The organism is Ruminococcus sp., assembly GCF_019423705.1.
In the GTDB taxonomy this organism is placed as follows: Bacteria; Bacillota; Clostridia; order Oscillospirales; family Ruminococcaceae; genus Hominimerdicola.
Map to the genome: position 1 here is coordinate 209,117 of NZ_JAHZAX010000002.1, position 25,403 is coordinate 234,519.

The window sequence follows — 25,403 nt, forward strand, 5'->3', positions numbered from 1 at the left end:
TGCATTTGCCCAAATAAAGCAACACAAATACACGGCAGCAGCACAAAGCTCCTTCCTTGCAATAAAAATATTCGATTTTCCGTTAGGTAACATTAAAGGCTGCGTCTGAGACTTTATAAAGCAACATGATGTCTCAAAGAATGAATGATTGGTGGAACGAACGCAGTTTATAATTATTGGCAGCTTCCGCCGCTTTTATCCGAACAAAAATATCTTTATTTATTATACAACATTTAATAGAATATGTCAAGAGCGGCAGGCAAGGCGCTTTCGGTCATAAAATGCAATAAAGGAGACACAAAAAAGGTCTCCTTTATTATCACGAAATGTGCGTTATCTTGGTGTAATTTGCCATAATCTTCTTTGTGCCACGATTATCGAAAGCTATCTCCACAAGAGTATCCCCTGCCATTGGCTTTGATGAAAGCACCGTGCCTTCGCCGAATATCTTGTGCTTTACCCTGTCGCCGGGAGCAAAAACTTCTGTGTTTTTTGATACAGGCGAAGCATTCCTGCGCTGAGCCATTTGCTGCTGCAAAGATATGCTGTGAGGCTGTTCATAGCCGTTTAGATATGCAGACTGTGTCGTCTCCTCTGTCTGCTTTTCGATATTGTCCGCTGGGAGCTCTTTCACAAAACGTGAAATGCGGTTTCGATCTGTACGACCATAAAGCATACGCTGTGCGGCGTGGGTTAGATAAAGCTTTTCTTTGGCTCTCGTCACCGCAACGTAAGCAAGCCGGCGCTCTTCTTCCGTGTCCGCCTGTGATTCAAGGCTTCTTGCCGACGGGAAAATGTTGTCCTCCATTCCCACAACAAAAACTATCGGGAACTCAAGTCCCTTTGCAGAGTGCATTGTCATCATCACAACGTAATCTGCGTCAGCGTCAAGGTTGTCGATATCGGTATAAAGCGATATCTCCTCCAAAAAGCCCGAAAGCGACGGCTCTTCCGCATTTTCTTCATAGCTTGTCATAGTTGATTTAAGCTCATTGATATTTTCAAGCCTTGTAAGACCTTCATCGCCCTCGGCTTCAAGCGCTCGCTTATAGCCCGTCCTGTCAAGAAGTTCGTCAAGAAGTTCCGGCAGGGTGATGTGGTCTGCAAGTTCCATAAGCCCATTGAACATATCGCCCACGGCCATAAGCGCCGCTGATTTCTTTGTCAGCGGCGCAAGCATATCAGCTTGACACATAAGCTCTATAGGGCTTTCGCCAAGATCTGACGTTACCTGCTCAAGTGCTGAAACAGTTGCCTCGCCGATACCCCTTTTAGGCTCATTGATAACACGTCTCAGGCGCAGAAAGTCAGTCGGATTGTTTATTACTGAAAGATATGAAAGGATATCCTTGATCTCTTTTCTGTCATAGAATTTAAGTCCGCCGATGATCTTGTATGGGATTCCGCTTTGAATAAACGCTTGCTCAAGAGCGTTTGACTGGGCGTTCATACGATAAAGTATTGCGTGCTCGTTATACTTTCTGCCCTTATTTACATCATCAAGGATGGTGTCCGCAACAAATTTCGCCTCCGAACGCTCGCTGGAAGCTTTGTATACAACGACTTTTTCGCCGTCGCCTGCGGCAGTCCAAAGATTTTTGCCCTTTCTGCCCTCATTATTCTTGATAAGCTCGTTTGCGCAGGTCAGAATGTTCTGCGTTGAACGATAATTCTGCTCCAGCTTTATAACGTCAGTATCGCTGTTGCAGTCAAACTGCTCCTCAAAGCTTAGAATGTTCTCGATAGTCGCACCACGGAATTTGTAGATACTCTGATCGTCATCACCAACAACGCAAAGGTTGTGGAACTTCTGCGAAAGCAGGCTCACAAGTCTAAACTGCGCCTTGTTGGTGTCCTGATACTCGTCCACCATTATGTATTTATACAAATTTTGATAGTGATCGAGCACATCCGGAAACTGTTCAAATAGTTTTACTGTGTGGCAGATGATATCGTCAAAGTCCATAGCGTTTGCAGCCTTCAAACGGCGCTGATACGCCTTATAGACCTTGCCAACAGTTTGCAGTCTGTAATCTCCGCCTGCGCTCCTAATAAACTCGTCAGGCTCTTGGAGGCTGTCCTTTGCGTGGGATATCTCGCCCAAAATAAGCTTTGGCGGGAACATTTTCTCTGATATATCAAGGTCCCTGAGAATCGCCTTAACTGTCCTCTGTGAATCGTCAGAATCATAGATCGTAAAGCTGCTTGCAAAACCAAGTCGGTCACATTCACGCCTTAAAATTCTTGCACAAGCCGAGTGGAAAGTCGCCGCAGTAATGCCCTGTCCTGCCTCACCAAGCATTGCCGCAAGCCTGTCTTTGAGCTCGCCTGCCGCTTTGTTCGTAAATGTTATCGCCAATATCGACCAAGGCTTTATGCAGTCATAAGCCACAACGTCCGCAAGCTCCTGTGCGTCGTCCGTCTTGCCGTCAATATAATCCTGCAAAAACTGGATATCCTGCTGACTTGGTTCGCCGTAGGTATCATTGCTGTTGTAAGCATTGCCAAAAAATATCATATTGGCTATCCTGTTCACAAGCACCGTTGTTTTTCCGCTTCCTGCGCCTGCAAGGATAAGAAGAGGACCTTTTATCTTAAAAACAGCTTTGCGCTGCTGATCGTTCATTCGTGAGAAATATTTTTCAAGAGCCTTTCGCTTTAGCTGCATAAACTGCTCTGTCATACCGCACCTCCGTGATAAAAACTGTTCATTTGTTTGCACTTTCATAAGTATAGCACATTTCCATTAACATTGCAACTTCCTTTAATGAAAAAAAGACACAAAAAAGGAGACCGCATAAAAACAGTCTCCCGTCAAATCATTATTACATTCTTTCAGATGTGCCACGCCAACAGATTAGATAACATCGTCCTCCTGATTAGGAATGTTGAGCTGCTTCTTCGGAACACGCTTGATAGGGTCGTATACCCACTTCTTGCAGCTGTAATCAGCGTCAACAAGACCCTGCTTCTCGCAAAGGACTTTGTTTCCCTCTCTTGAACGATTGCCGAACAAACAGTAGGAACAAGACGGTGATATCTTATTACCAAAATAACTCTTTTTTGCCATAGTAATACAGCTCCTTTTATATGTTAGATTAACTAAATTTCATTTACATCAATTATATCATACTGTTTTATAAAATGCTAGTCTTTTCTTCAAAATTAGTAATAAAATCATCATAATCAAGCAAACCGAGGGTACAAAATTGTTGATTTTGACGAAAATCTTAGTTTGCTGATTTGCGGCTTCAAGAACCGTCGGAACAAATAAAGGCGAGATAAATCGGCATATTACTGCACTTAAAAACGCCGCAGGAACTCTTGATATAATAAATGGCACAAGGTTCATTCCGCCGCTGAGCGCAATGACTTGCAGCAGCACGCACAAGCCGCCAAATGAGCAAACCGCAGTTATCTGCGGCAAAAGGTCATAAGGCTGACCTGTTAGCTCCGTGATATTTGTAATCTCAAAACAACTCTTTATAAGCGTGACCTCATTGTCCGAAAGTCCAAGACTTGAAAGCTTGTTGAATACTCCCGTGTGATCTATCACAGCCATAACCGCCGCAAAAAAAACTATCATCACGCATATGACGAAAAGCGACTTTCCTGCCGATATGACAGAACTCGTTATGTTTTCAGCCGTCAGCTTTGCTTTATCGTTCTTAACGCTTGATATATCAACATTGTCTTTCTTGACAAAAAATCGCAGCACAACGCCCATAATAACGTTAGCAAGCACGATAGATAAAAACACAGCAGTGCCCACTTTCGCCTGCCCGAATACTCCAAGCCCCACAGTACCGCTGTAAAAAGCAGGTCCTCCGCAAAAGCACCAGCAGGCCATAAGCGCCGCATTACGCCTGCTCACAATGCCTTTATTTTGCATATCGCTGAGCATTTTCACGCCCATTGGATAGCCTGCGGTATTCGCCGCCAGAACAACGAAGATCATTCCGCTGGGGATATTGAAAAGCCGCCTTGCAAGAAAGCCGAAGGGCTTTGTTATGTAGATATAAAGCCCGCTGGATATAAGTATGTCTGCCGCCGCCATAAATGCAAAAAGCGAGGGTATTATAACATTGATACAGCGCATAACCGCCGATATAACGCTTTCTTTCACCTCCGCCGAACTGCGCACAAGGCATATGCAGAACCACAGACACAGCCCTGCGGCAATGTACATAAAAAGCTCTCTCATAAGTTTTTTCATAATTTTCAGTCCTCCGTAATTTCATATATTTTTATGTATATGTGCACCCCTGCGGCAATATAATTTGAAGTGAACGATAATGCAGACAAACTTAAAGAGGTGTGAAAATGAGCAGACCAAATATCAAATTTCTCGGAAAAGTCAGAGAGCTTTCTTATCTCAGTTCATATATCAACATAATCGACGACAGCGCCGTGCTTATCGAAAATTGCAGGCAGATAACTGAATGTACCGAAGTGCTTGCTCGGGTGTCGACAGGTTCCTTTGAAGTGGAGATATGGGGCAGCGGACTTTCGCTCTCAAACTATTGCACGAACTGCGTTGAAGTCCGTGGACAGATACAATCTGTTAAGCTTGCCCGAACAAGAAGCAGGCACGAGGAATAAAGAAAGCGAGGAACATAAATGATCTTTGGTTATAAGGACTACATAATAACAGGCGACAGCTTCTCACGTTTTTACCGCAGGATAGGCAATGACGATATCCCCGTCCGCAATATGTGTGAGAAGGACGGCAAGGTCTCACTCAGATTATCGGCTGAATACTGCAAGGCTTTGGAAAGCCTATGCAACGAGCTGGGGCTTGAATACACCACGATAAGACAGCGTGGCGCTGTGAGTATCTTTAAAAAGCTTTTATCCCGACCTGGTATGATCGCAGGGGTGCTTTTTGTGTTTGGAGCTGGGTTTTATCTTTCAAATATCGCCGTGCGGTTCGATATACTGTCAGATGATGAAAATATCAAAAAAGGCGTAATGAACGTGCTGAAAGCCGAGGGCATTGAAGCAGGATGCTATATCCCGAACATTGATCTTGTTGTAACAGAACGTGCTCTAAAGCAGAATGTTGAGGGCATATCTTGGGCTGGAATAACCCGAAAGGGCAATACGCTTATTATAGACGTTATTGAGACCGAGGGCGGCGAAAAGCGTGAAGCCAACCGATATCCCTCAAATCTTGTTGCCTGCGAGGACGGCGTTATCGAAAGCGTCAGCGTTTATGACGGACAACTTCTCGTTCCTGTTGGAAGCGGCGTAACAAAGGGCGATATCGTCATTAGCGGTGAGATAATAACGTCAAAGTCAAGCTGGATCGACGGCAAGGAGAATATCGAGACCAAGACCAATTATGCACGTTCAAAAGGCTCTGTTATCGGCACTTTTGAGCGAACTGTCACCTTTGAACAGCAATTCTTAGATAATATCGAAACAGATACAGGCAAGACGGACACAAAGCGATATTTCAGCTTCTATGACGCAGATATACCGCTGTTTCTATCAAAGCCCGATGGCTTTTGGCGTTCGGAGCAAAGCTATTGTCCGCTGGAATTGTTCGGATTTGAACTGCCTTTCGGTATAAAAAGCCTTTCGCTGACCGAATATGACTTTGAGGATCATAATTACAGCGAAGCGGAAGCCCTTGATATCGTTCACGATAAGGCTTATCACTATGAGCGGAATTTTCTAAGCGGTTATGAAATAAAAGACAGGCAGGCGGAGGATACTGTTACCGATACAGGCGTTAAGACAACTGTTACATACACTCTCAAAGGCGAAATGTGCAAAGAGGTGGAGTTCTTTATAAGAAAATGATAAAAGAGTGTTAAAGCCTGCATAAAATTATGTTAAAACTTAACTGATGTTGTTGCATTACAGAAAAAAACGTGCTATAATATATCATGTATCATTGGCGGCGTATGCCGTATCAAAATGTAAAGAAGAGGAAGTTGTGCTAATGGCAGAAAAACTTATCAGCGTTGACAGAATGGAAACTGTGCTCAGCCTTTTTGGCAATTATGATGAGAATGTCAATCTTATACAAAAAGAGTATAACGTTGTCATTTTAGGTCGTGGGGACGATATCAAGATAACAGGCGATGAGGAGAACGTATTCAACGCCTCGGAAGCTATCAATAGTCTTATCGCTCTCATCAATAATGGCGAGGCCATAACCGAGCAGACTATCCGCTACGTTTTCTCGCTGGTGCGTGAGGGCAAGCAGTATGAGATAAAGCATATGTCAGACGATGGCGTGTGCGTGACTGTCAGCGGAAAGCTTGTCAAGCCAAAGACTTTGGGTCAGAAAAGATATGTTGAAGCCATAAGAAAAAAGACTATCGTTATGGGCGTTGGTCCTGCGGGAACGGGAAAGACTTACCTTGCGGTGGCAATGGCAGTTAAGGCTTTCAAGGCTCACGAGGTCGAGAAGATAATCCTTACACGTCCTGCGGTGGAGGCCGGTGAAAAGCTGGGATTTCTGCCGGGCGACCTGCAATGCAAAGTAGACCCATATCTCAGACCGCTTTATGACGCACTTTTTGAAATGCTGGGGCCTGACACCTTTGCAAGACAGCAGGAGCGTGGCTGTATCGAAGTGGCACCCCTTGCTTATATGAGAGGCCGTACTCTTGATGATTCGTTCATTATCCTTGACGAGGCGCAGAACACAACTCACGAGCAGATGAAAATGTTCCTTACACGTCTTGGTTTCAACTCAAAGATCGTTATAACAGGCGATATCACGCAGATAGACCTGCCCGATCAGAGAAAGTCGGGACTTATCCAAGCTATGAACGTGCTCAAAGGCATTGACGATATATCAATAAACAGATTTACCGACAAGGACGTTGTCCGCCATAAACTTGTGCAGGACATTATCCTTGCCTATGAAAAATATAACAAAAAAGGAATGTGAAGAAAACAATGGGCAAGATAAAAGTAATGATCTCAAACGATCAGACGGAAGTAAAAATACCTGTGGGAATAAGACTTCTTGTGAGACGCTGCTGTCACGCCGTTTTGGAATATGAAGGATATAATGACGATTTTGAGGTGTCTGTATCATTTGTCAATGACGAGCAGATACACGAGCTCAACAAAGAACATAGAAACGTCGATCGTTCAACAGACGTGCTGAGCTTTCCTCTTGGTGAGAACGGCAATTTTGACGTCAACCACGAGACGGGCGCTCTGCTGCTGGGCGATATAGTTATAAGTCTTGAGACCGCTTGCAGACAGGCTGAGATATACGGTCACTCCCTCGAGCGTGAGGTGGGCTTCCTTACAGTTCACTCAATGCTCCACCTGCTTGGCTACGATCACGAAGAGAGCAATTTGCAGGAGCGCATTATGCGTGAAAAGGAAGAGGCGATACTCGGAAATCTCGGCATTTCGAGAGACGCAAGCTTTTTAGGAGAACATGAACACAGATAATTCCGGCCTTGTTAAGTTTATCAAGGGATTTGGCTATGCCTTTCAAGGACTTTGGTATGCGGTGAAGTATGAGCGCAATATGCGCTTTCATATCGGCGCTGGAGCTTTTGTTTTGTACATTATGAGATTTTTTCAGCTATCGGGTGCTGAGTGTGCCGCAGTTTATATCTGCATTGGACTTGTGATAGCGTTGGAGCTTGTGAACACGGCTATCGAGAGCGTTGTTGATATGGTCTGCAAAGGCGATCACCCGCTTGCAAAGGTCGCAAAAGATTGCGGTGCTGGGGCTGTACTTACGGCAGCGATAGCTTCTGTCGGCGTTGCTGTGAGGCTGTTTGGGCAGCCTGCTGTTTGGAAAAGCATAATTGCATTTCATTTGCAGCGGCCTGTGCTTTGCGGAGCTATTGTCGTGTTGGCGATAGTTTGGATAGCTCTTGTGCTCACGACACCAAAGAAACCCGATGATAAATAACAGGATAACAAAAACTGACATTGTAAAAATAAAGGATAGATATATGAACAATAATAAAAATTCAAAGAACGCATTCGTCACCATTGTGGGACGTGCCAACGCAGGAAAGTCTTCCCTGCTCAATGCACTTGTGGGCGAGAAGATCGCCGCTGTCAGCAATAAACCGCAGACAACAAGAACAAAGATAACAGGCGTGCTCACAAAGGGCGACACTCAGTTCGTATTTATGGACACACCGGGTATGCACAAGGCTAAGAACAAGCTTTCTGAGCATATGCTCAACGCTGTCAGCGAGTCCGTAACTGGTGTCGACCTTATCATTCTTATGGCGGACTGCACAAAGAAAGTTTCTGAAAACGAGACAGAGCTTATAAAGAGCTTCAAGCCAGGCAAGACAAAGGTGATACTTGTGCTCAACAAGATCGACTTGCTTGAAAATAAAGAAGATCTTATCGCAAGGATAGCTGAGTATTCAAAGCTTTATGACTTTGCGGATATCGTGCCTGTGAGCGTGCTCGAAAAGGACGGCCTTGACATTATTATGGAAGATCTTGAAAAGAACGCTGTTGAAGGGCCGCATTACTTCCCTGACGATAAATTCACCGACCAGCCTGAGAAAGTCATTATGGCTGAAATGATAAGAGAAAAGGCGCTCAATAACCTCAGCGACGAAGTGCCGCACGGCATTGCTGTGACTATCGAACAGCTTAACGAGCGTGAGAACAGAAACGGCGAGGCTATACTTGACGTGACTGCAACTATCTATTGCGAGAGAGAGTCCCACAAGGGTATCCTTATCGGCAAGGGCGGCTCGATGCTCAGAAAGATCGGACAGGAAGCAAGAGCCGATCTTGAGGACTTTTTCCAGATCAAAGTCAATCTGCAATGCTGGGTAAAGGTAAAAGAAGGCTGGAGGAACCGTGAGGGTATGATTAAGAACTTCGGTCTTGAATAGAAGGCAAAACAAATTTTTCCGCTTATAATGCTCCCGAAGAGCGTGGATAATAATATCACCGAGATACTTGCTATCTGAAAGGCGGTTATTATTATGACTCTTTGGGACAAATTTTTTGCAAGCGGCAGGATAGAGGACTATCTGCTGTATAAACAGCAGTTCACCAACGGAAAAGAGGACGCTGACAATGGGATTGCTGACATTGAAGGGACTGATACTAAAAGAGAACGACAGGGGCGAGTCCAGCAAATCGGTGACGGTGCTGACTAGCGAACGTGGTGTTATAAACGTTTTTATAAGAGGCGGCCGCAAGAGCACGAAAAACGCCTCAGCCACCCAGATGTTCGCATACTCAAAGCTATGCCTTGACGAGCGCAGGAACGCACGAAATCAGACTTCATATTATCTCAACAGCTGCGAATCGGAAAAGCTTTTTTACAATCTGCGGCTCGACCCGAAAAAGACGGCGCTTGCCTGCTATCTGACGGAGCTGCTTATGTATGTGGGTACGGAAAGTTCGGATAATCTCGATATAATGCGGCTGACCCTTAACACCCTGCATTTTCTCAACAACGGTCAGCGTGATATGGAGCTGCTGAAATCAATTTTTGAGTTCAGACTGCTTTGCGAAGCAGGCTTCCGCCCCGATCTTTTGTGCTGTGCAGGCTGTATGGCTTATGAGGCAGACACGATGTATCTTGACCTTGTCAGCGGAAAAATTCTTTGCGAAAATTGCTGCAAAGACCCCGATGATATAAACACTATCCCACTTGACAGGACTATGCTTTACATAATCCGCTTTATTGCGCTGACTGAATATGAGCGGCTGTTTGCTTTTAAGATTTCGGAAAATTATCAGAAAAAGCTTACGCACTTTACGGAAAGCTGCGTGGGATATCACCTCAAGCGGAAGTTTACTTCCCTTGATTTTTACAAAATGCTTTAAGGAGAAATAACATATATATGGACGAAAAATTTTACGACTCGCTGGAGCTGCATAAAATTCTTGAAATGCTTTCAAAAGAATGCTCCAACGACAGGACAAGGAAAATGGCTTTGGCGATAAAGCCCAGCTCCGACCTTTACACGGTCAGAAAAGAGACGGGCAAGACAGCCGAGGCTTTGGAACTCAGCGTGAGATACGGCACGCCGAATTTCTATAACATAAGCGACGTATCCACTTACATCAAAAGAGCCGAGGCAGGGGGCGCGCTTTCCCTTGCCGAACTGATACAGATAAGAAGGCTGTTGGCGCAGACATATGAGCTGCACCATTGGTATGAGCAATGCGAAAACAAGGACACTTCCCTTTCTTATCTCTTTGAAATGCTCTTTCCTAACAAATACTTACAGCAGAGACTTGAAACTGCTATCATAGACGATACAAAGCTTTCTGACGACGCAAGCGCTGAGCTTAGAAGCATAAGGCAGAAGATAACACGTTCGGGTCTGAAAATTAGAGAGACGCTGGACAAGATGATAAAGTCCCCAAGCACACAGAAATACTTGCAGGAAAGCATCGTCACAATGCGTGACGGACGTTTTGTTCTGCCTGTAAAGACTGAGTTCAAGGGCAATGTCAGCGGTCTTGTTCACGATACTTCCGCAACTGGTTCGACCCTTTTTATCGAGCCAATGTCAGTCGTTGAAGCAAACAACGATATCCGCATTTTGCAGGGACAGGAACAGGACGAGATACACAGGATAATCGCTGAATTTTCAATGGAATGTGCTGAAATGAAAGACCAGCTCATTTCAAATTACAATGCTGTCACGGAGCTGAACCTTTACTTTGCAAAGGCAAATCTTGGTGCAAAGATGAAAGCAATGCTCCCAGAAATATCTGATGACAGCGTTATCGTGCTCAATAAGGCTCGTCACCCGCTTATCGACCCGAAAAAGGTTGTGCCTATAAACTTTTCTATCGGCACGGACTATCATTCGCTCATAATCACAGGCCCGAACACAGGCGGTAAAACTGTCGTGCTCAAGACCGTGGGACTTCTGACGCTTATGACTATGTGCGGCCTGCTCATCCCAGCTTCTGACGGAAGCAGAATATCAGTTTACAAGCACGTTCTTGTAGATATCGGCGATCAGCAGTCTATCGAAAACAATCTGTCCACTTTCTCATCTCATATGAGCAGAGTTAAGACGATTCTTGACGAGGCGAACAGCGAAAGCCTTGTACTGCTGGACGAACTTGGCTCTGGCACCGACCCAGTTGAGGGTGCGGCCCTTGCCGTTGCGATGATAGAGCGCATAAGAATGTTCGGTGCAACACTTGTGACGACGACACATTACCAAGAGCTTAAAATGTATGCTATCGACACGCCAGACGTTGAAAACGCTTCCTGCGAATTTGACGTTGAGACCCTGCACCCTACTTACAGGCTTATAATCGGTTCGCCAGGTAAATCCAACGCTTTTGCCATATCTGAAAGTTTGGGCATTGACAAAGATATCATCAAGTATGCTGAATCGCTTATTTCTGAGGACAACAGAAAGTTCGAGACCATAATAGACAACCTTGAGCGCACGAGGATACAGCTTGAGGAAAACAACGGACTTGCGGAGAAATACCGCAAGGAGAGCGAAGCCCTCAGAAAAGATCTTGAAGAGCAGAAAGAAAAGTTTTACGATCAGAAAGAGGCGGAGCTTGAAAAGGCAAGGCGTGAGGCTCAGCAGATCGTCAATCGTGTTCAGCGTGAATCGCAGGCGCTTGTCGAAGAGCTTGACAAGCTGAGAAAGGAAAAAGAGAACCCGAACTTCACACAGAAAGCCATTGATGCAAGGCACAAGCAAAAATCCACGATGAACAAGCTTTACAACGAAGCTAACCCTGTTTCAGAGAGCCGCAACGAGGGCTATGTTCTGCCGAGACCTCTCAAAAAGGGCGACAACGTGCTTATCGTTGACACCAACCGCAAGGGCATTGTGGTAACGCCGCCGGACAACAACGGAATGTGCTTTATCCAAGCTGGCATTATGAAAACGAAGATCGACGTCAAGAAGCTGCGACTTGTTGAAAAGCAGCAGCCTCAGAAGCAGGCGAAAAAGCCTGTCAAAAAGGGCAGCGTTTCAAAGAACGGCATTGAGAGCCGTATGACACGAAAAGTATCAACCGAACTTGACATAAGAGGTTATGCCGCCGACGAGGGCGTTCACGAAATGGAGCAGTTCATTTCTGACGCAATAATGTCGGGCGTGACAATGCTGACGATCATTCACGGCAGAGGCACGGGAATTCTCCGTGACGCTATAAGACGTGCGCTGAGAAGCCACCCGTCTGTAAAGTCGTTCAGAAAAGGCGTTTACGGCGAGGGCGAGGACGGCGTTACTATCGTTGAACTGAAATAATCACATATCACCGCATTTTGGTATATAATAAGCCAAAGGCGGTGATTTTTTTGAGCGTACACAGGCGTTCTTTCAAGAACAGATTGTCATATATAGTCCTCGGAATAATTGCGCTGCTTGCATTGCTGACGGCGGTGTTTTTCACGCAGCTTTCAAGGCATATCAGCGAGATAAGCGAATTTGAGAGCCGTCAGCAGGCTCTTGACGTCATAAATAATGCTGTCAACAGCGAACTGCGTGACAATGATATGGGCGGCGTTATCAAGATAACAAAGAACGAAAGCGGCAGGATTACGGCGATAAACAGCGACACAGAACAGGTGAACAAACTGCAAAACAGGCTTTCGGAAGCTGTTAATGAAAGTCTCAGCAAGCTTGAGGGCAAGGAGATATCCGTGCCTATCGGAACGCTTTCGGGCATTAATATCCTCACAGGACGTGGCGCTGACATTCCTCTGAGACTTCATCAGATCGGTGCGGCAAAAACTGAGCTCAGAAGCGAAATGACTGACGCTGGGATAAATCAGACCAAATACAGGCTTTATGTGACTGTCACAGTCGAAATGACCGCCATATTGCCTGCACATTCAACAGATATTGCCATTTCAAGCGATTATCTCATCGCCGAAACTGTTATCGTGGGGGATATCCCGAAAATGTATCTTGACGGCAGCGGCAAAAGCTGAAATTTATGTGGATTATTGCGGCTATATCGCAAAAAATACTTGTATTTTGCTGATCTATATGGTATAATATTAGGGTATGATATGCCGTTTTTTATAGCGGCGGAACGGAGTTGTAAGGATTTGAACGAACAGGAAGCAAAAAAGCGTATTGACGAGCTTGTGAAGCTTTTGAATTATCATTCACAGCTTTACTATGTTGAGGACAGAAATGAAATATCCGACTATGAATACGATATGCTCCAGCAGGAACTTAAAGGGCTGGAGGAGCAGTTTCCGCAGTTTGTCAGAAGCGACTCCCCTACTCAGCGAGTGGGCGGCAAGGCTGTTTCAATATTTGAGAAAGTTCAGCATAGGGTTCAAATGGGCTCGTTGCAGGACGTTTTCTCCTTTGAACAGGTAAGAAGCTTTATCGATACTGTTCAGCAGACTGTGGATAAGCCGCAGTTCGTTGTTGAGCCTAAGATCGACGGACTTTCCGTATCGCTGGAATATCATAATGGCGAGCTTGTTATGGGCTCCACCCGTGGCGACGGATTTGTGGGCGAGGACGTTACTTCAAACCTCAAAACTGTCAAGTCCATTCCACTTAAAATAAACGAAGAGCTGCCTTTGATCGAGGTCAGAGGCGAAACTTATATGCCGAGAAACGTTTTTCTAAAGCTTGTGAAAGAGCAGGAGGATAATGACGAGCAGCCTTTTAAGAACCCAAGAAATGCTGCGGCTGGCTCTCTGCGACAGAAAGATCCGAAGATAGCTGCAAAGCGAAAGCTTGACATTTTCGTTTTCAATGTTCAGCAGATCGAGGGCAAGGAGATCGCTTCACACAAGGAGTCACTTGACTATCTCAAGAGCCTTGGCTTCAAGACGATACCGAATTACAAGCGTGTTTCCACCGCTGATGAAGTTATAAAGTGCATTGAGGCCATCGGCGAAAAGCGTTTTGACCTGCCTTATGACATTGACGGCGTTGTAATAAAGGTCGATAGTTTTGCTCAGCGTGAAGTCCTTGGCGCAACGGCTAAAGTGCCGAAATGGGCGGTGGCTTATAAATTTCCGCCAGAGGAAAAGACTTCTGAGCTCCTTGACATTGAGTTGAACGTCGGCAGGACGGGTGCGATAACCCCTGTTGCCGTATTCAAGCCTGTTTTCCTTGCAGGCACAAGCGTTTCAAGGGCGACGCTTCACAATCAAGACTTTATCAATGAGAAAAATATATCCGTTGGCGATATCATCAAAGTGAGCAAGGCCGGCGATATCATTCCCGAGGTGCTGGGCTCAGTTGAAAAGCACGGCGACGGCGTGTTCACTCTTCCCGAATGTTGTCCTGTTTGCGGCACTAAGCTTGTTAAGTCGGAAGAGGAAGCGGCTGTCAGATGTCCTAACGTTGAGTGTCCTGCGCAGATATTCAGAAGCATTGTGCATTTCGCTTCAAAGGGTGCGATGAATATTGACGGATTAGGTCCGCAGATAGTGCAGACTTTGCTTGACAACAAGCTTATCGCTTCTGTTGCCGATCTTTATACTTTGAGCGCTGACAAGCTTATGCAGCTTGATAACTTCAAGGAAAAATCCGTGAACAATCTGCTTGGCGCTATCGAAAAGTCAAAGTCCAATTCTTTGGATAGATTGGTGTTTGGCCTTGGCATAAGAAATATCGGACAAGCTTCTGCAAAGCTTTTGTGCGACAAATTCGGCGACCTTGACAACATAATGAAAGCTTCCGCTGATGAGATAGCCGATATTGACGGTTTCGGCGGCGTAATGGCGCAAAGCGTTTACAACGCATTCCACGAGGAGCATATGAAAGAGCTTATCGCCCGACTGACGGAGTGCGGCATCAATACAAAATACGAGAAAGTTCAGATAGACGACCGATTTGCAGGCAAGACTTTCGTGCTCACAGGCACTTTGCCAACACTGAAAAGAAGCGAAGCAAAAGCACTCATTGAGAAATACGGCGGCAAGGCAAGCGGTTCAGTGTCCAAAAAAACGGACTATGTTCTTGCAGGTGAGGAAGCAGGAAGCAAGCTTGATAAAGCTCAGCAGCTCGGTATCGAGATAATCACCGAAGAACAATTCAAAGAAATGATAAAATAGCATCTCAGCTTTTATATAAAATAAAACAGGAGGAATGTAAAATGAACATTGACATTAAACACATTGCCAAGCTCGCACGACTTCGTATCGAAGACGACCAGCTTGAAAAGTTTGAGTCAGAAATGGAAAACATCGTGGGAATGGTCGAAAAGCTTCCCGACATTCAGGACGAAATGACCCTTGACCCCGATAACCCGATGATACTCAGAGAGGACAAGGCTGTCCAGGATAAATTCACAAGACAGGAGCTTATGCAGAACGCTCCACAAGTAAAGGCAGGCTGTCTCGTCGTGCCAAAAACAGTAGAGTAAGGAGTGTTGAATTTGGAACTTTTTGAAAGAAACGCCTGCGACTTGTCAGAAATGATAAAGAACAAGGAGATAAGCTCCGCAGAGCTTACAAAGTCTGTTTTCGACAGGATAAAGGCTGTTGAGGACAAGGTCGACGCATATCTCACAATTGATGAAGAGAATGCAATGAAGAAAGCTGCCGAGATCGACGAAAAGATCGCTAATGGCGAAGAGCTTTCACCACTGGCAGGTATCCCTGTTGGTATTAAGGATAACATTTCCACAAAGGGTCTTAGAACGACTGCCGCTTCTAAAATGCTCGGCAATTACGTTCCGCCTTTCAATGCGACGGTTATGGAAAAGCTTGATGATATCGTAATCACGGGCAAGCTCAATATGGACGAATTTGCAATGGGTTCATCAACTGAGAACTCACATTTCAAGGCAACAAAGAACCCATTCGATACTGAAAGAGTTCCAGGCGGTTCTTCAGGCGGATCGGCTGCTGCTGTTGCTGCCGGCGAAGCTATCGTTGCCCTTGGTTCAGATACAGGCGGATCAATCAGACAGCCTGCTTCGTACTGCGGCGTTGTAGGTCTCAAGCCTACATATGGCAGCGTTTCAAGATATGGTCTTATCGCTTTCGCTTCATCGCTGGATCAGATCGGTCCTCTTGGCAGATGTGTCAAGGACGTTGCAATGGTCCAGTCCGCTATCGTTGGTCACGACAGATATGACGCAACTTCCGCTTACAGAGAATATCCGAACTTTGCCGCTGATCTCAATGCTGACGTAAAGGGTCTTAGGATCGGTATTCCAAAGGAATATTTCGGCGACGGTATCGACAGCTTTGTTAAGCAGTCTGTTATGAACGCAGTCAAGGAGCTTGAAAAGCAGGGTGCTACTGTTAAGGAGATCTCCCTGCCGTCAACTGACTATGCGCTTTCATCTTACTATATCATTTCATCTGCTGAGGCTTCATCGAACCTTGCAAGATTTGACGGCGTGAGATATGGTTTCAGAGCTGAAAATTATGACGGACTTGTTGATATGTACGAAAGAACACGTTCAGAAGGCTTTGGCGACGAGGTCAAGAGAAGAATTATGCTTGGCACATTCGTGCTTTCATCTGGTTTCTATGACGCTTATTATAAGAAGGCTAAACTTCTTCAGAAGAGGACTATGCAGGAATTTGCCGCACAATTTAACGATGTTGACGTTATCGCAACACCGACAGTTCCTTCAACCGCTTTCAAGATCGGCGAAAACACAGGCGATCCCCTCAAGATGTACGCTAACGACGTCTGCACAGTTACAGTAAATATCGCAGGACTTCCTGCTGTCAGCATTCCTTGCGCTTATGACGACAAGGGTCTGCCTGTTGGTATGCAGCTTATCGGCGGAAAGTTCACAGAGCAGCGCTTGCTCAACACAGCATACGCTTATGAGCAGCTTGTCGGCGGATTTAAAATGCCGAAGCTTTAAGGAAAGGGGTCACTAAAATGGTTAAAGGCTATGAAGTTGTAATCGGTCTTGAAACTCACGCAGAGCTCAACACCGAATCTAAAATATACTGCGACTGCAAGAACCAGTTCGGTCTTGAAGTCAATTCACAGGTCTGCCCTATCTGTATGGGTATGCCCGGCACGCTGCCAACGCTTAATGAAAAGGTCGTTGATTATGCTATCAGAATGGGTCACGCACTCAACTGCGAGATAAACCGCATATGCAAGCAGGACAGAAAGAACTATTTCTATCCCGACTTGCCAAAGGCTTATCAGATTTCACAAGCGGAAGTTCCGCTCTGCGGCAAGGGCTATGTTGACATTCTTGTTGACGGCGAAGAAAGACGTATCGGTATCACAAGAATACACATCGAAGAGGACGCTGGTAAGCTTCTTCACTCCGACAAGTTCCACGGCGTTTCGCTGGTTGACCTCAACCGCTGCGGCGTACCGCTTATCGAGATAGTTTCCGAGCCTGATATGCGTTCCTCACAGGAAGCAAAGGTTTATCTTGAAACCCTCAAGTCTATCCTCCAGTATCTTGGTATCTGTGACTGTAAAATGCAGGAAGGCTCTATCAGATGTGACGTTAACGTATCTGTTCACAAGCCTGGCGAGCCATTCGGCACACGTTCTGAGATGAAGAACGTAAACAGCTTCTCTGCTGCCGTAAGAGGTATTGATTACGAAGTCGAAAGACAGATCGCTATCCTTGAAGCAGGCGGAAAAGTTGAGCAGGAAACACGCCGTTGGGATGATGACAAGGGCATAAGCGTTTCAATGCGTTCAAAGGAGGACGCACAGGATTATCGTTACTTCCCTGAGCCGGACCTTCTCACCATCGTTGTAGATCAAGAGCGTGTTGACGAGCTCAAGAGAAGTATCCCTGAGCTGCCAAACGTTAAGATACTTAGATATGTAAAGAAGTTCGGTCTTAACATCAAGGACGCAACATTTATCGCTGAGTCTGTTTCCCTTGCAAAGCTGTTTGACGGTTGTATGGCTAAGGACAAGTTCCCTGCTAAGTGCTACACCACTTGGATACTTGGCGACCTTGTAAAGTATATGAACGCAACAGGCAAGACACTTGAGGACACAAAGCTTACGCCTGATAACCTTACTGATCTTGCGGCTGCTATCGAGGCGAACACAATTTCAAATGCAGGCGGCAAAAAAGTATTTGCAGTTCTCCTTGAAGAGGACAAGAAGGTCAGCGACATTATCGAAGAGCAGGGTCTTGCGCAGGTATCTGACGACAGCGCTCTTGAAAAGATCGCAGAAGAAGTGCTTGCTGCAAATGAGAAGTCGGTCAACGACTACAAGGGCGGAAAGACTAACGCTCTCGGCTATCTTGTCGGTCAATGTATGAAGGCTTCAAAGGGCAAGGCTAACCCCGGCAAGATGAAGGAGATCATTCTTGCAAAGCTGGGTTAATTTCCTGTTATAGTAACATATCAAAGAGACGTGCAGATCGTGCGTCTCTTTTTTTGCGCAAAAAAACACCGCAGAGATATTACCTCTGCGGTGAAAATGTGCGAAATGAAATTAGTCTACAACTTCAAGACCTTCGGCAACAAATGCCTGTCTCAGATCGTTAATAAGGTCGTTCTTGTCCTCGATACCGATAGCAACACGATAGAAACCGCCGTGGAACTCCTCAGGATAGAGGTACATTCTCTCGTCGTCCTCGCCAAGGAACACGATAAGGCTTGCGTCGTGACCAAGTGAAACTGCTGATGTGAAGATGTTAAGGTGTGTAACGACTCTGTTGTAAAGGTCATGCTCGCCCTTGAGACCGAATGAAAGCACGCCGCCAAAACCGTTCTTCATCTGCTTAACGGCAAGGTCGTGACCCTTGTGGCTCTCAAGTCCCGGATATGCAACGAAACTTACGCAAGGCTGCTTTTCAAGCCACTTTGCGATAGCAAGAGCGTTATCGTTGTGAACCTGCATTCTAAGTGGGAATGTAACAGCGCCTCTCATAATGAGCCAAGCATTGAACGGGCTTATTACGCCGCCGATGTTTACCTGTGCCTGATAACGAACCTGCTCGAGATCTTCGTGAGGTCCGATGATAGCGCCGCCCATTGAGTCGCCGTGGCCGTTGATGTACTTTGTAAGGCTTTCAACAACGAAGTCAACGCCGTATTCAAGAGGTCTTGTGTTATAAGGCGATGAGAATGTGTTGTCGGCAGAAACGAGAATACCGTGCTCGTGAGCAAGCTTTACAATGCCTTCGATATCGCAAATGCAAAGGGTAGGATTTCCCGGTGACTCAAAGTGTATAAGCTTTGTGTTTGGTCTGATAGCTGCCTTGATCTTTTCAAGGTCTGTGCAGTCAACGATAGAAGTCTCAATGCCCCACTTCTCTGTCCAGAGCTCATTGAAAATTCTGTATGTTGCGATATATGTAACTGTTGAGAAGATAACGTGGTCGCCCTTTTTCAGCTTAGTGAAGAAGAGTGCGGAAAGCGCAGCAACGCCGCTTGCGAGACAAACGCAATCCTCGCCGCCCTCAAGGTTAGCGATCTTCTTTTCAAGAAGTCCCTGATTCACGCCGCCGTTTCTTGTGTATATCTTATCCTCAGAAGCTGACCAGTTCATTGTTGAAGGGTCATAAGGCAGCAGGAAGCTGTTTGCCATATTGATAGGCGGCTCGATAGCGCCTGTGCCTGGGTCGGGTTCATTTCCAACGTGGATAGCTCTTGTGGTAAAGCTAAGTCCGTCATAATTCTTTTCGCTCATAAATTTTACGTCCTTTCGATACTTTTTGCGAGTTCGCAATACAGTAATAATTATAACACATATCTTACGACAATTTGTAAATTTATAATTAATTTTATGGTATTCCCATATGATTTATTCAATTGCTGTATAAATATGCAAAAAAACTGCCCCGCAGCATTGCCGCAGGACAGTCTTAATTTATTCAGTATCAATAAATAGCCCAGTTTTTGATCTCTATATTTTCAACCGTTCCATTGAACACCTTGCCGTCAAGGATCTCGCCGCCGTTCATAAAAGGCTTGAGTTTTTCAGCTGTCTTACCCATATCGCTTCCGCCGGAAGTTGCAAAGAGCATAATCTTCTTGCCGCTCAGATCATATGACTTGACGAACGTATTTATAATGTTCGGCGCAGCCCAGTACCATATCGGGAAGCCGAGATAGATAACGTCATAGTCCGCCATATCTGACACGGTGCCGCTTATCGGCACGTCCTTGCGTGCGATCTTTTCTTTATTGCAGCGTGAGATAGGATTTTTCCAGTTGACATCGGCGTCAGTATAAGGCACCTGCGGCTTGATCTCAAAGAGATCAGCTTCCGTCAACGCTGCGATCTTCTCAGCGAGCTTTTTCGTTACGCCGCTGACTGAAAAATATGCAACAAGCTTTTTGCTCATAATAATTCCCCCTTGATCCATATAAAAGCAATACCGCACCCATAAAAAGTGCGGTAACTGCCAGTTATTTTTTTGATCTCGCACTATTATCTCTCAAATGGGTTTTCTGTCGGATAAAGCATACCCTTAGGCTGATTGAAGCCGATATCTTTCATTCCGAGATAAGTCATAACGCTGTGGAGTGCCTTTCCATAATGGCCGAAGGCAACAGCGCCGTGGTGAGGATAATTTTTCTGAACGAGAACGTGACGATAAAATCTTCCCATTTCGTTGATAGCGAAAATGCCAATCGAACCGAATGAACGTGTTGCAACAGGAAGCACTTCACCCTCTGCGATATAGCCCTTGAGCTGTGCGTCAGCTGTGGACTGGAAGCGGAAGAACGTGATATCTCCGTCGATAATATCGCCCTCAAGAGTACCTCTCGAGATGTTCGGCTCGCTGTCCGGCTCGAGGTTTCTCTTCATAATACGCTGGAACTTCATTTCAGGCGCTTTAACAAGGCTTGAAGCTGTGTTTCCGCAATGGAAGCCCATAAATGTGTCCTTATGTGTATATGGGAACTTGCCTGCGATATCTTCATTGTAAATATCAGCAGGAACTGTGTTGTTGATGTCGAGGAGCGTAACAGGTTTTTCTGATACGCAAACGCCTATGTACTCGCTGACAGCGCCGTAGATATCTACCTCGCAGGCAACAGGAATGCCGATCTTTGTAAGTCTTGAATTTACATAGCAAGGAACGAAACCGAACTGTGTCTGGAATGCAGGCCAGCACTTGTTTGCAAATACAACGTACTCTCTTGAACCCTTGTGAGCCTCAGCCCAGTCAAGAAGCGTCAGCTCATACTGCGCAAGTCTTGGAAGGATACCAGCCATCTTGTTGCCCTTGCCAAGCTCAGCTTCCATATCTGCAACAACGGCAGGTATTCTCTCATCGCCAGCGTGGTTATTGAAAGCTTCAAACAGGTCAAGCTCGGAGTTCTCTTCGATCTCGATACCCATATTGTAAAGCTGTCTGATCGGCGCATTGCAAGCAAGAAAGTCCTGTGGACGTGGGCCGAATGAGATAACTTTCAAATTATTAAGACCAAGGATAGTTCTTGCAATGGGAACGAACTCGCTTATCATCTTTGCGCACTCATCAGGCGTGCCAACAGGGTACTCAGGGATATAAGCCTTGATATTTCTCAGCGCAAGGTTATAGCTTGCATTGAGCATTCCGCAATAAGCGTCGCCTCTATTGTCGATAAGTTCCTTACCGCAAGGCTCTTCGGCTGCTGCAACGAACATTACAGGGCCGTCAAACTTCTTTGCAAGCAAAGTTTCTGATGACTCAGGGCCAAAGTTTCCGAGATATACTACAAGAGCATTACAGCCGGCAGCATTTACCTCGCCCAGCGCCTTGAGCATATCCTTTTCATTCTCAACAACTGTTGGACATTCGTAAATTTCGCCGTAATTCTTTGTATACTCCTGACAGACTTTGATACGTCTAGACTCAGAAAGAGACATTGGGAAACAGTCTCTTGAAACGGCAACGATGCCCAGTTTTACACTTGGTATATTTTTCACATTTCTAACCTCCGATTTTCATATTTTTATATCAACGATTATAACACATTCAAAGCAAATTTTCAATATCTTTTTGTGCAAATTTCGGGCGATATCCGCACAATTTGTGCAAACATCGCCCGATAAAAATATCAATTGCCGAAAACAAAGAAATGGGTCAGCCCCAGCCATTCCCTCACCCAATAGGTGAAAAGATATCGTGGTTCAGTATAAGCCGAATAGGCTGTGATATTCTCTACACCCTGCGCCTTTGCGATAAGGCTTGCACGATACTGGTGAAAGCCGTCGGTGACAATGGTCATATCGTGGCTCATTCCACGCTGGTCGAGGATATCAAGAGTGTGCTTTATGTTCTCATAAGTAGAGGTAGACTTGTCCTCCATAATTATCCTGTCGCTGTCAATGCCCTTGTCCACAAGATAAGTGTACATAGCCTGCGCTTCGCTTATCTTTTCGTTGCTTCCCTGCCCGCCCGAAACAATACACAAAGTTTCGGGATTTTCGTTGAGAGCTTCATATGCAGCGTCAAGACGTCTGCGCAGCATTCTTGACGGCCTTTCACCATTGACCTTGCAGCCCAGCACAACGATAACATTAGGCTTTTCGGGACGATTTTCCTGCGCTTTATACATCAATATCGAAAGTGTGGTGACATAAGCTATGCCTGCGACGATGATCGCACCAACGGCTATAAGTCCTACTTTGCCTGCACCGTGGCTCCATATCGCCGAAATTATACTACAAAACTTGCCCCAGTTTGCGGTTATTATCATAAGTATTAGCGAAACGATAATGCCGAACAGGTTGCCAGAACATATTATAGGAAGCGGCACAAGAAACAGAAAAAGCAGCAGCGTTTCCAGCGCCAGCAGAATTATCCGTCCATTCATCTTTATATCTCCTTGTTTTTTCTACATTATAACACATCTTAGTGATAGGCACAAGTGAAAATTTTCTTAATGTTTCTTAATATTATCGACACAAAGAAAAATGCACCGAGGGAGAACCCTTCGGTGCTGTCTTTTAAATCCTTAAACAAATAAAAGTAAAATATAACCTCAAAAGAATACTATAAAACCTCTAATCTAACTGATCTTCTTTAAGCAATGAAATCACCGAACTTTTCGAGGAAAATCTTCTTGTCCCCGTTTTTTGTAACAAGTGCCGCTGTTTTCTTTGTGCCTATGCCGAAAATGCCAAGCAATGACTTTGGATCGACCCTTATCGCACCCGATTCGAGCACCAGGTCAAACTGGCAGTCCTTTGCAGCATTATGCAGTCTGCTTATGTCATCAAGCGTATCAAGTCTGATATATGCTTTTACCATAACGATCCCTCCGTTTAATCCATTTTAAATATCTATTGTCTTAAACAAAGTACACCTTATAGTATTCTTAAATACATTGTACAATTAATATTCTATTCAATATACAGAAAATGTGTTACGTTCTCAGAAAAATTTCGTTAATTTAATTAAGTTTTCTGAGTGAAACAATCTTTGTTAATACATTATACATTTGATAAGTAAAATATGCACAAATACACAGTCACACTCTTGTGCAAAAGCACACAAAAAAGGCACAGAGCCCGAAGCTCTATGCCTTTCACCCGATAGATCGGAGTTTGAATCAATATTAGTCAACAATAAATTCTTTGATCTCGTCAAGGAACTTGTCTGCGTCATCTGTATGTGCGACCAGCTGGATAGGACTTGAAAGATCAAGGCTGAAAATACCCATAATCGACTTAGCGTCAACTGCGTATCTGCCCGACGCAAGATCCACATCAAAGTCGTACATTGATACAACGCTTACAAACTTCTTTACTGCTGCGATTGAGTCAAGCTGAATTTTTACCTTTTTCATAGTAATTCCTCCTTACGGAACAGTCGGCTGATCTTACATTCTCTTCCCGACTTCTTCCCCACTATAATATATATTGTAGATCTTTTTCTCTACAACTTATATTATATACGTTTTTTCGCATTTGTCAATGGATATTTGCAAAAAAAAATAAAATATGATACAATAATCAAGAGTGACAGATAAGGAAGCTGAAATTTGTGCATATTTAACACAATATATAATTTCTTTTGTACAATATAAACATTTAAGTAATGAAAGGAAATCAATTATGAAATCGTTTTATTATACATTTGGCTGCAAAGTCAATCAGTATGAAACTGAAAATATAAAGGAAGCTATGCTCTCACAAGGCTATGAAGCGACCGACGATCACGCCGAAGCAGAGGTCTGTATAATAAACACCTGCACGGTGACGGCTCAGTCCGACTCAAAGTGCCGCCAGCTTATCCACAAGATTCGCAAGGACAATCCCGAATGTCTTATCGTCCTAGCTGGTTGCTTTCCTCAGGCTTTTGAAAAGCAGGCGACGGAAATGAGTGAATGTGATATAATCGTCGGAACGGGTGCAAAGAAAGAGATACCCCAGCTTATCAAAGAATACATAACTCACGGTGAGCGGATAGTCAAGATCGTGCCGAGAGAAAAGGGCAAAGCCTTCGAGAAGATGACTAACTCAGGCGCCGACAGCAAGACCCGTGCTTACATAAAGATACAGGACGGCTGCGATCAATACTGCACTTACTGCATTATCCCGAGAGCAAGGGGGCATATCTGCTCAAAGCCGCTGGAAGATATCGCTCCCGAAGTGCAGCAGCTTGTCGATTCGGGTCACAAGGAGATAATCCTAACGGGGATAAATCTTTGCTGTTATGGTCGTGACTTCAAGGACGGCATAAGGCTTATCGACGCCATCGAAAGAGCTTGCAGCTGTGAGGGCGATTTCAGAGTGCGCATTGGTTCTATTGAGCCAGAGCTTATTTCTGACAGCGATATCCAGCGAATGGCGAAGCTTAAAAAGCTTTGTCCTCACTTTCATCTTTCCCTGCAAAGCGGCTGCGACGAAACTTTGAAGCGTATGAATCGCCATTACGATACGTCAGAATATGAAACGCTTTGCAAAAAACTTCGTGAAAATTTTCCGAATTGCGCCATAACGACGGACATAATGGTGGGCTTTGCGCAGGAGACTGAGGAAGAGTTCCAGCAGTCTCTTGATTTTGCAAAGAGGATAGCCTTTGCGGAGGCGCATATTTTCCCATATTCACGCCGACCCGGGACAGTCGCCGACAGAATGAGCGGTCAGCTTGACAGAAAGACTAAACACCGCCGTGCAGCTCAAATGGCTGAGGTCTGCAATGAGACAAAAGCGGCTTATCTGCAAAGCCTTGTGGGAACTGTACAGGAGGTGCTCTTTGAAAAGGAGACATCACCCAAGTATCATCAAGGTCACGCACCAAATTATGTTACAGTAAAGATACCGAGAGAAAGCGAAAATATTTCGCTGCGCAGACAGCTTATCAAGGTAAAAATTACATCTGCGGACGACGAATTTTGCTATGGCGATACCATCATATAATGTATAACGTGAGGACGGCAAAAGCTGTCCCCTTTTTGCTTGCACCAGCGCATTTCGATAAAATAATAAAAATTTTCACAAAGTCAGACAATATAAACTCGCTTTAAATTATATGCCCTGCCAAATAATAAGAATTATATTGACAAATAAGCGAGAAATGTTGTATAATAAGACTATCTATTATAAGGAGAT

The 25,403-nt window shown here is 45.0% G+C and carries 23 protein-coding genes; 14 read left to right on the plus strand and 9 right to left on the minus strand.

The features are described from left to right. Window positions 1-319: 319 nt before the first annotated feature. The 3 genes from QZ371_RS02615 to QZ371_RS02625 form a co-directional block, all read right to left on the minus strand. Window positions 320-2,683, minus strand: coding sequence for an ATP-dependent helicase (locus tag QZ371_RS02615; RefSeq protein ID WP_295208866.1), 2,364 nt, complete (start codon window positions 2,681-2,683; stop codon window positions 320-322). Window positions 2,684-2,857: 174 nt separating this feature from the next. Continuing rightward, window positions 2,858-3,070, minus strand: a complete 213-nt coding sequence (locus tag QZ371_RS02620; RefSeq protein ID WP_295208873.1) for a hypothetical protein — start codon at window positions 3,068-3,070, stop codon at window positions 2,858-2,860. 57 nt (window positions 3,071-3,127) lie between these two features. Further along, window positions 3,128-4,216 (minus strand): nucleoside recognition protein, encoded by a 1,089-nt coding sequence (locus QZ371_RS02625; RefSeq protein ID WP_295208882.1) that lies wholly within the window; start codon window positions 4,214-4,216, stop codon window positions 3,128-3,130. Window positions 4,217-4,323: 107 nt separating this feature from the next. Here QZ371_RS02625 and QZ371_RS02630 point away from each other — a divergent pair, with 107 nt between their 5' ends. The 13 genes from QZ371_RS02630 to gatB all read left to right on the plus strand — a co-directional run bounded on the left by QZ371_RS02630 (window position 4,324) and on the right by gatB (window position 18,227). After that, window positions 4,324-4,602 (plus strand): YabP/YqfC family sporulation protein, encoded by a 279-nt coding sequence (locus QZ371_RS02630; protein WP_295208886.1) that lies wholly within the window; start codon window positions 4,324-4,326, stop codon window positions 4,600-4,602. Between the two features lie 18 nt (window positions 4,603-4,620). Next, a complete protein-coding gene (locus tag QZ371_RS02635; RefSeq protein WP_295208892.1) occupies window positions 4,621-5,808 on the plus strand; it encodes a sporulation protein YqfD in 1,188 nt (395 codons plus the stop codon). Window positions 5,809-5,950: 142 nt separating this feature from the next. Then, window positions 5,951-6,910, plus strand: a complete 960-nt coding sequence (locus QZ371_RS02640; protein ID WP_295208901.1) for a PhoH family protein — start codon at window positions 5,951-5,953, stop codon at window positions 6,908-6,910. Window positions 6,911-6,918: 8 nt separating this feature from the next. Next, a complete protein-coding gene (ybeY, locus tag QZ371_RS02645) occupies window positions 6,919-7,428 on the plus strand; it encodes an rRNA maturation RNase YbeY (protein WP_295208924.1) in 510 nt (169 codons plus the stop codon). Then, window positions 7,415-7,900, plus strand: coding sequence for a diacylglycerol kinase family protein (locus QZ371_RS02650; protein WP_295208932.1), 486 nt, complete (start codon window positions 7,415-7,417; stop codon window positions 7,898-7,900). Before ybeY ends, QZ371_RS02650 begins: the two co-directional genes overlap by 14 nt. Window positions 7,901-7,943: 43 nt before the next feature. Then, window positions 7,944-8,855, plus strand: a complete 912-nt coding sequence (gene era, locus QZ371_RS02655) for a GTPase Era (RefSeq protein WP_295208937.1) — start codon at window positions 7,944-7,946, stop codon at window positions 8,853-8,855. Window positions 8,856-9,042: 187 nt separating this feature from the next. Then, complete coding sequence (gene recO / locus QZ371_RS02660) at window positions 9,043-9,801, plus strand: DNA repair protein RecO (protein WP_295208944.1); 759 nt, start codon at window positions 9,043-9,045, stop codon at window positions 9,799-9,801. Window positions 9,802-9,818: 17 nt separating this feature from the next. Then, a complete protein-coding gene (locus QZ371_RS02665; protein ID WP_295208948.1) occupies window positions 9,819-12,215 on the plus strand; it encodes an endonuclease MutS2 in 2,397 nt (798 codons plus the stop codon). A 50-nt stretch (window positions 12,216-12,265) separates the two neighbouring features. After that, on the plus strand, window positions 12,266-12,901 hold the full coding sequence (gene yunB, locus QZ371_RS02670; protein ID WP_295208950.1) for a sporulation protein YunB: 636 nt from the start codon (window positions 12,266-12,268) through the stop codon (window positions 12,899-12,901). Between the two features lie 81 nt (window positions 12,902-12,982). After that, window positions 12,983-14,998 (plus strand): NAD-dependent DNA ligase LigA, encoded by a 2,016-nt coding sequence (gene ligA, locus QZ371_RS02675; RefSeq protein WP_295208962.1) that lies wholly within the window; start codon window positions 12,983-12,985, stop codon window positions 14,996-14,998. A 41-nt stretch (window positions 14,999-15,039) separates the two neighbouring features. Further along, entirely contained in the window at window positions 15,040-15,309 is a 270-nt protein-coding gene (gene gatC / locus QZ371_RS02680) for an Asp-tRNA(Asn)/Glu-tRNA(Gln) amidotransferase subunit GatC (protein ID WP_295208976.1), read from the plus strand. A gap of 12 nt (window positions 15,310-15,321) precedes the next feature. Beyond that, window positions 15,322-16,773, plus strand: coding sequence for an Asp-tRNA(Asn)/Glu-tRNA(Gln) amidotransferase subunit GatA (gatA, locus tag QZ371_RS02685; protein ID WP_295208989.1), 1,452 nt, complete (start codon window positions 15,322-15,324; stop codon window positions 16,771-16,773). A 17-nt stretch (window positions 16,774-16,790) separates the two neighbouring features. Continuing rightward, window positions 16,791-18,227 carry an Asp-tRNA(Asn)/Glu-tRNA(Gln) amidotransferase subunit GatB gene (gatB, locus tag QZ371_RS02690; protein ID WP_295208992.1) on the plus strand — a complete coding sequence of 479 codons (1,437 nt, stop codon included), beginning with the start codon at window positions 16,791-16,793 and terminating at the stop codon, window positions 18,225-18,227. Between the two features lie 111 nt (window positions 18,228-18,338). Here the strand turns inward: gatB and QZ371_RS02695 are convergent, their stop codons facing one another. The 6 genes from QZ371_RS02695 to QZ371_RS02720 form a co-directional block, all read right to left on the minus strand. Further along, window positions 18,339-19,538: a PLP-dependent aspartate aminotransferase family protein gene (locus QZ371_RS02695; protein ID WP_295209003.1), complete on the minus strand. Its 1,200-nt coding sequence runs from the start codon at window positions 19,536-19,538 to the stop codon at window positions 18,339-18,341. Window positions 19,539-19,728: 190 nt separating this feature from the next. Then, the gene (locus QZ371_RS02700; RefSeq protein WP_295209014.1) at window positions 19,729-20,196 is read right to left on the minus strand and encodes a flavodoxin; all 468 of its coding nucleotides are present in this window, start codon (window positions 20,194-20,196) and stop codon (window positions 19,729-19,731) included. A gap of 86 nt (window positions 20,197-20,282) precedes the next feature. Beyond that, window positions 20,283-21,770 (minus strand): L-fucose/L-arabinose isomerase family protein, encoded by a 1,488-nt coding sequence (locus QZ371_RS02705; RefSeq protein ID WP_295209020.1) that lies wholly within the window; start codon window positions 21,768-21,770, stop codon window positions 20,283-20,285. Window positions 21,771-21,901: 131 nt separating this feature from the next. Then, entirely contained in the window at window positions 21,902-22,660 is a 759-nt protein-coding gene (locus QZ371_RS02710; RefSeq protein ID WP_295209027.1) for a YdcF family protein, read from the minus strand. A 209-nt stretch (window positions 22,661-22,869) separates the two neighbouring features. Continuing rightward, window positions 22,870-23,097, minus strand: a complete 228-nt coding sequence (locus tag QZ371_RS02715) for a hypothetical protein (RefSeq protein ID WP_295209030.1) — start codon at window positions 23,095-23,097, stop codon at window positions 22,870-22,872. Window positions 23,098-23,404: 307 nt separating this feature from the next. Further along, entirely contained in the window at window positions 23,405-23,635 is a 231-nt protein-coding gene (locus QZ371_RS02720) for an HPr family phosphocarrier protein (RefSeq protein WP_295209033.1), read from the minus strand. Window positions 23,636-23,903: 268 nt separating this feature from the next. On the opposite strand from QZ371_RS02720, the gene mtaB reads away from it, so the two are divergent. Continuing rightward, window positions 23,904-25,211 carry a tRNA (N(6)-L-threonylcarbamoyladenosine(37)-C(2))-methylthiotransferase MtaB gene (mtaB, locus tag QZ371_RS02725; RefSeq protein WP_295209040.1) on the plus strand — a complete coding sequence of 436 codons (1,308 nt, stop codon included), beginning with the start codon at window positions 23,904-23,906 and terminating at the stop codon, window positions 25,209-25,211. Window positions 25,212-25,403: the final 192 nt, after the last annotated feature.

Excerpts from the sequence above, each read along its gene's own strand:
- mtaB (WP_295209040.1), top strand. The coding sequence starts at position 23,904 with ATGAAATCGTTTTATTATACATTTGGCTGCAAAGTCAATCAGTATGAA.
- era (WP_295208937.1), top strand. The coding sequence starts at position 7,944 with ATGAACAATAATAAAAATTCAAAGAACGCATTCGTCACCATTGTGGGA.
- QZ371_RS02695 (WP_295209003.1), bottom strand. The coding sequence starts at position 19,538 with ATGAGCGAAAAGAATTATGACGGACTTAGCTTTACCACAAGAGCTATC.
- QZ371_RS02615 (WP_295208866.1), bottom strand. The coding sequence starts at position 2,683 with ATGACAGAGCAGTTTATGCAGCTAAAGCGAAAGGCTCTTGAAAAATAT.
- QZ371_RS02620 (WP_295208873.1), bottom strand. The coding sequence starts at position 3,070 with ATGGCAAAAAAGAGTTATTTTGGTAATAAGATATCACCGTCTTGTTCC.
- QZ371_RS02630 (WP_295208886.1), top strand. The coding sequence starts at position 4,324 with ATGAGCAGACCAAATATCAAATTTCTCGGAAAAGTCAGAGAGCTTTCT.
- ligA (WP_295208962.1), top strand. The coding sequence starts at position 12,983 with ATGCCGTTTTTTATAGCGGCGGAACGGAGTTGTAAGGATTTGAACGAA.
- QZ371_RS02635 (WP_295208892.1), top strand. The coding sequence starts at position 4,621 with ATGATCTTTGGTTATAAGGACTACATAATAACAGGCGACAGCTTCTCA.
- gatB (WP_295208992.1), top strand. The coding sequence starts at position 16,791 with ATGGTTAAAGGCTATGAAGTTGTAATCGGTCTTGAAACTCACGCAGAG.
- QZ371_RS02650 (WP_295208932.1), top strand. The coding sequence starts at position 7,415 with ATGAACACAGATAATTCCGGCCTTGTTAAGTTTATCAAGGGATTTGGC.
- QZ371_RS02710 (WP_295209027.1), bottom strand. The coding sequence starts at position 22,660 with ATGAATGGACGGATAATTCTGCTGGCGCTGGAAACGCTGCTGCTTTTT.
- QZ371_RS02700 (WP_295209014.1), bottom strand. The coding sequence starts at position 20,196 with ATGAGCAAAAAGCTTGTTGCATATTTTTCAGTCAGCGGCGTAACGAAA.
- ybeY (WP_295208924.1), top strand. The coding sequence starts at position 6,919 with ATGGGCAAGATAAAAGTAATGATCTCAAACGATCAGACGGAAGTAAAA.
- QZ371_RS02625 (WP_295208882.1), bottom strand. The coding sequence starts at position 4,216 with ATGAAAAAACTTATGAGAGAGCTTTTTATGTACATTGCCGCAGGGCTG.
- gatC (WP_295208976.1), top strand. The coding sequence starts at position 15,040 with ATGAACATTGACATTAAACACATTGCCAAGCTCGCACGACTTCGTATC.
- QZ371_RS02715 (WP_295209030.1), bottom strand. The coding sequence starts at position 23,097 with ATGGTAAAAGCATATATCAGACTTGATACGCTTGATGACATAAGCAGA.
- QZ371_RS02665 (WP_295208948.1), top strand. The coding sequence starts at position 9,819 with ATGGACGAAAAATTTTACGACTCGCTGGAGCTGCATAAAATTCTTGAA.
- recO (WP_295208944.1), top strand. The coding sequence starts at position 9,043 with ATGGGATTGCTGACATTGAAGGGACTGATACTAAAAGAGAACGACAGG.
- QZ371_RS02720 (WP_295209033.1), bottom strand. The coding sequence starts at position 23,635 with ATGAAAAAGGTAAAAATTCAGCTTGACTCAATCGCAGCAGTAAAGAAG.
- QZ371_RS02640 (WP_295208901.1), top strand. The coding sequence starts at position 5,951 with ATGGCAGAAAAACTTATCAGCGTTGACAGAATGGAAACTGTGCTCAGC.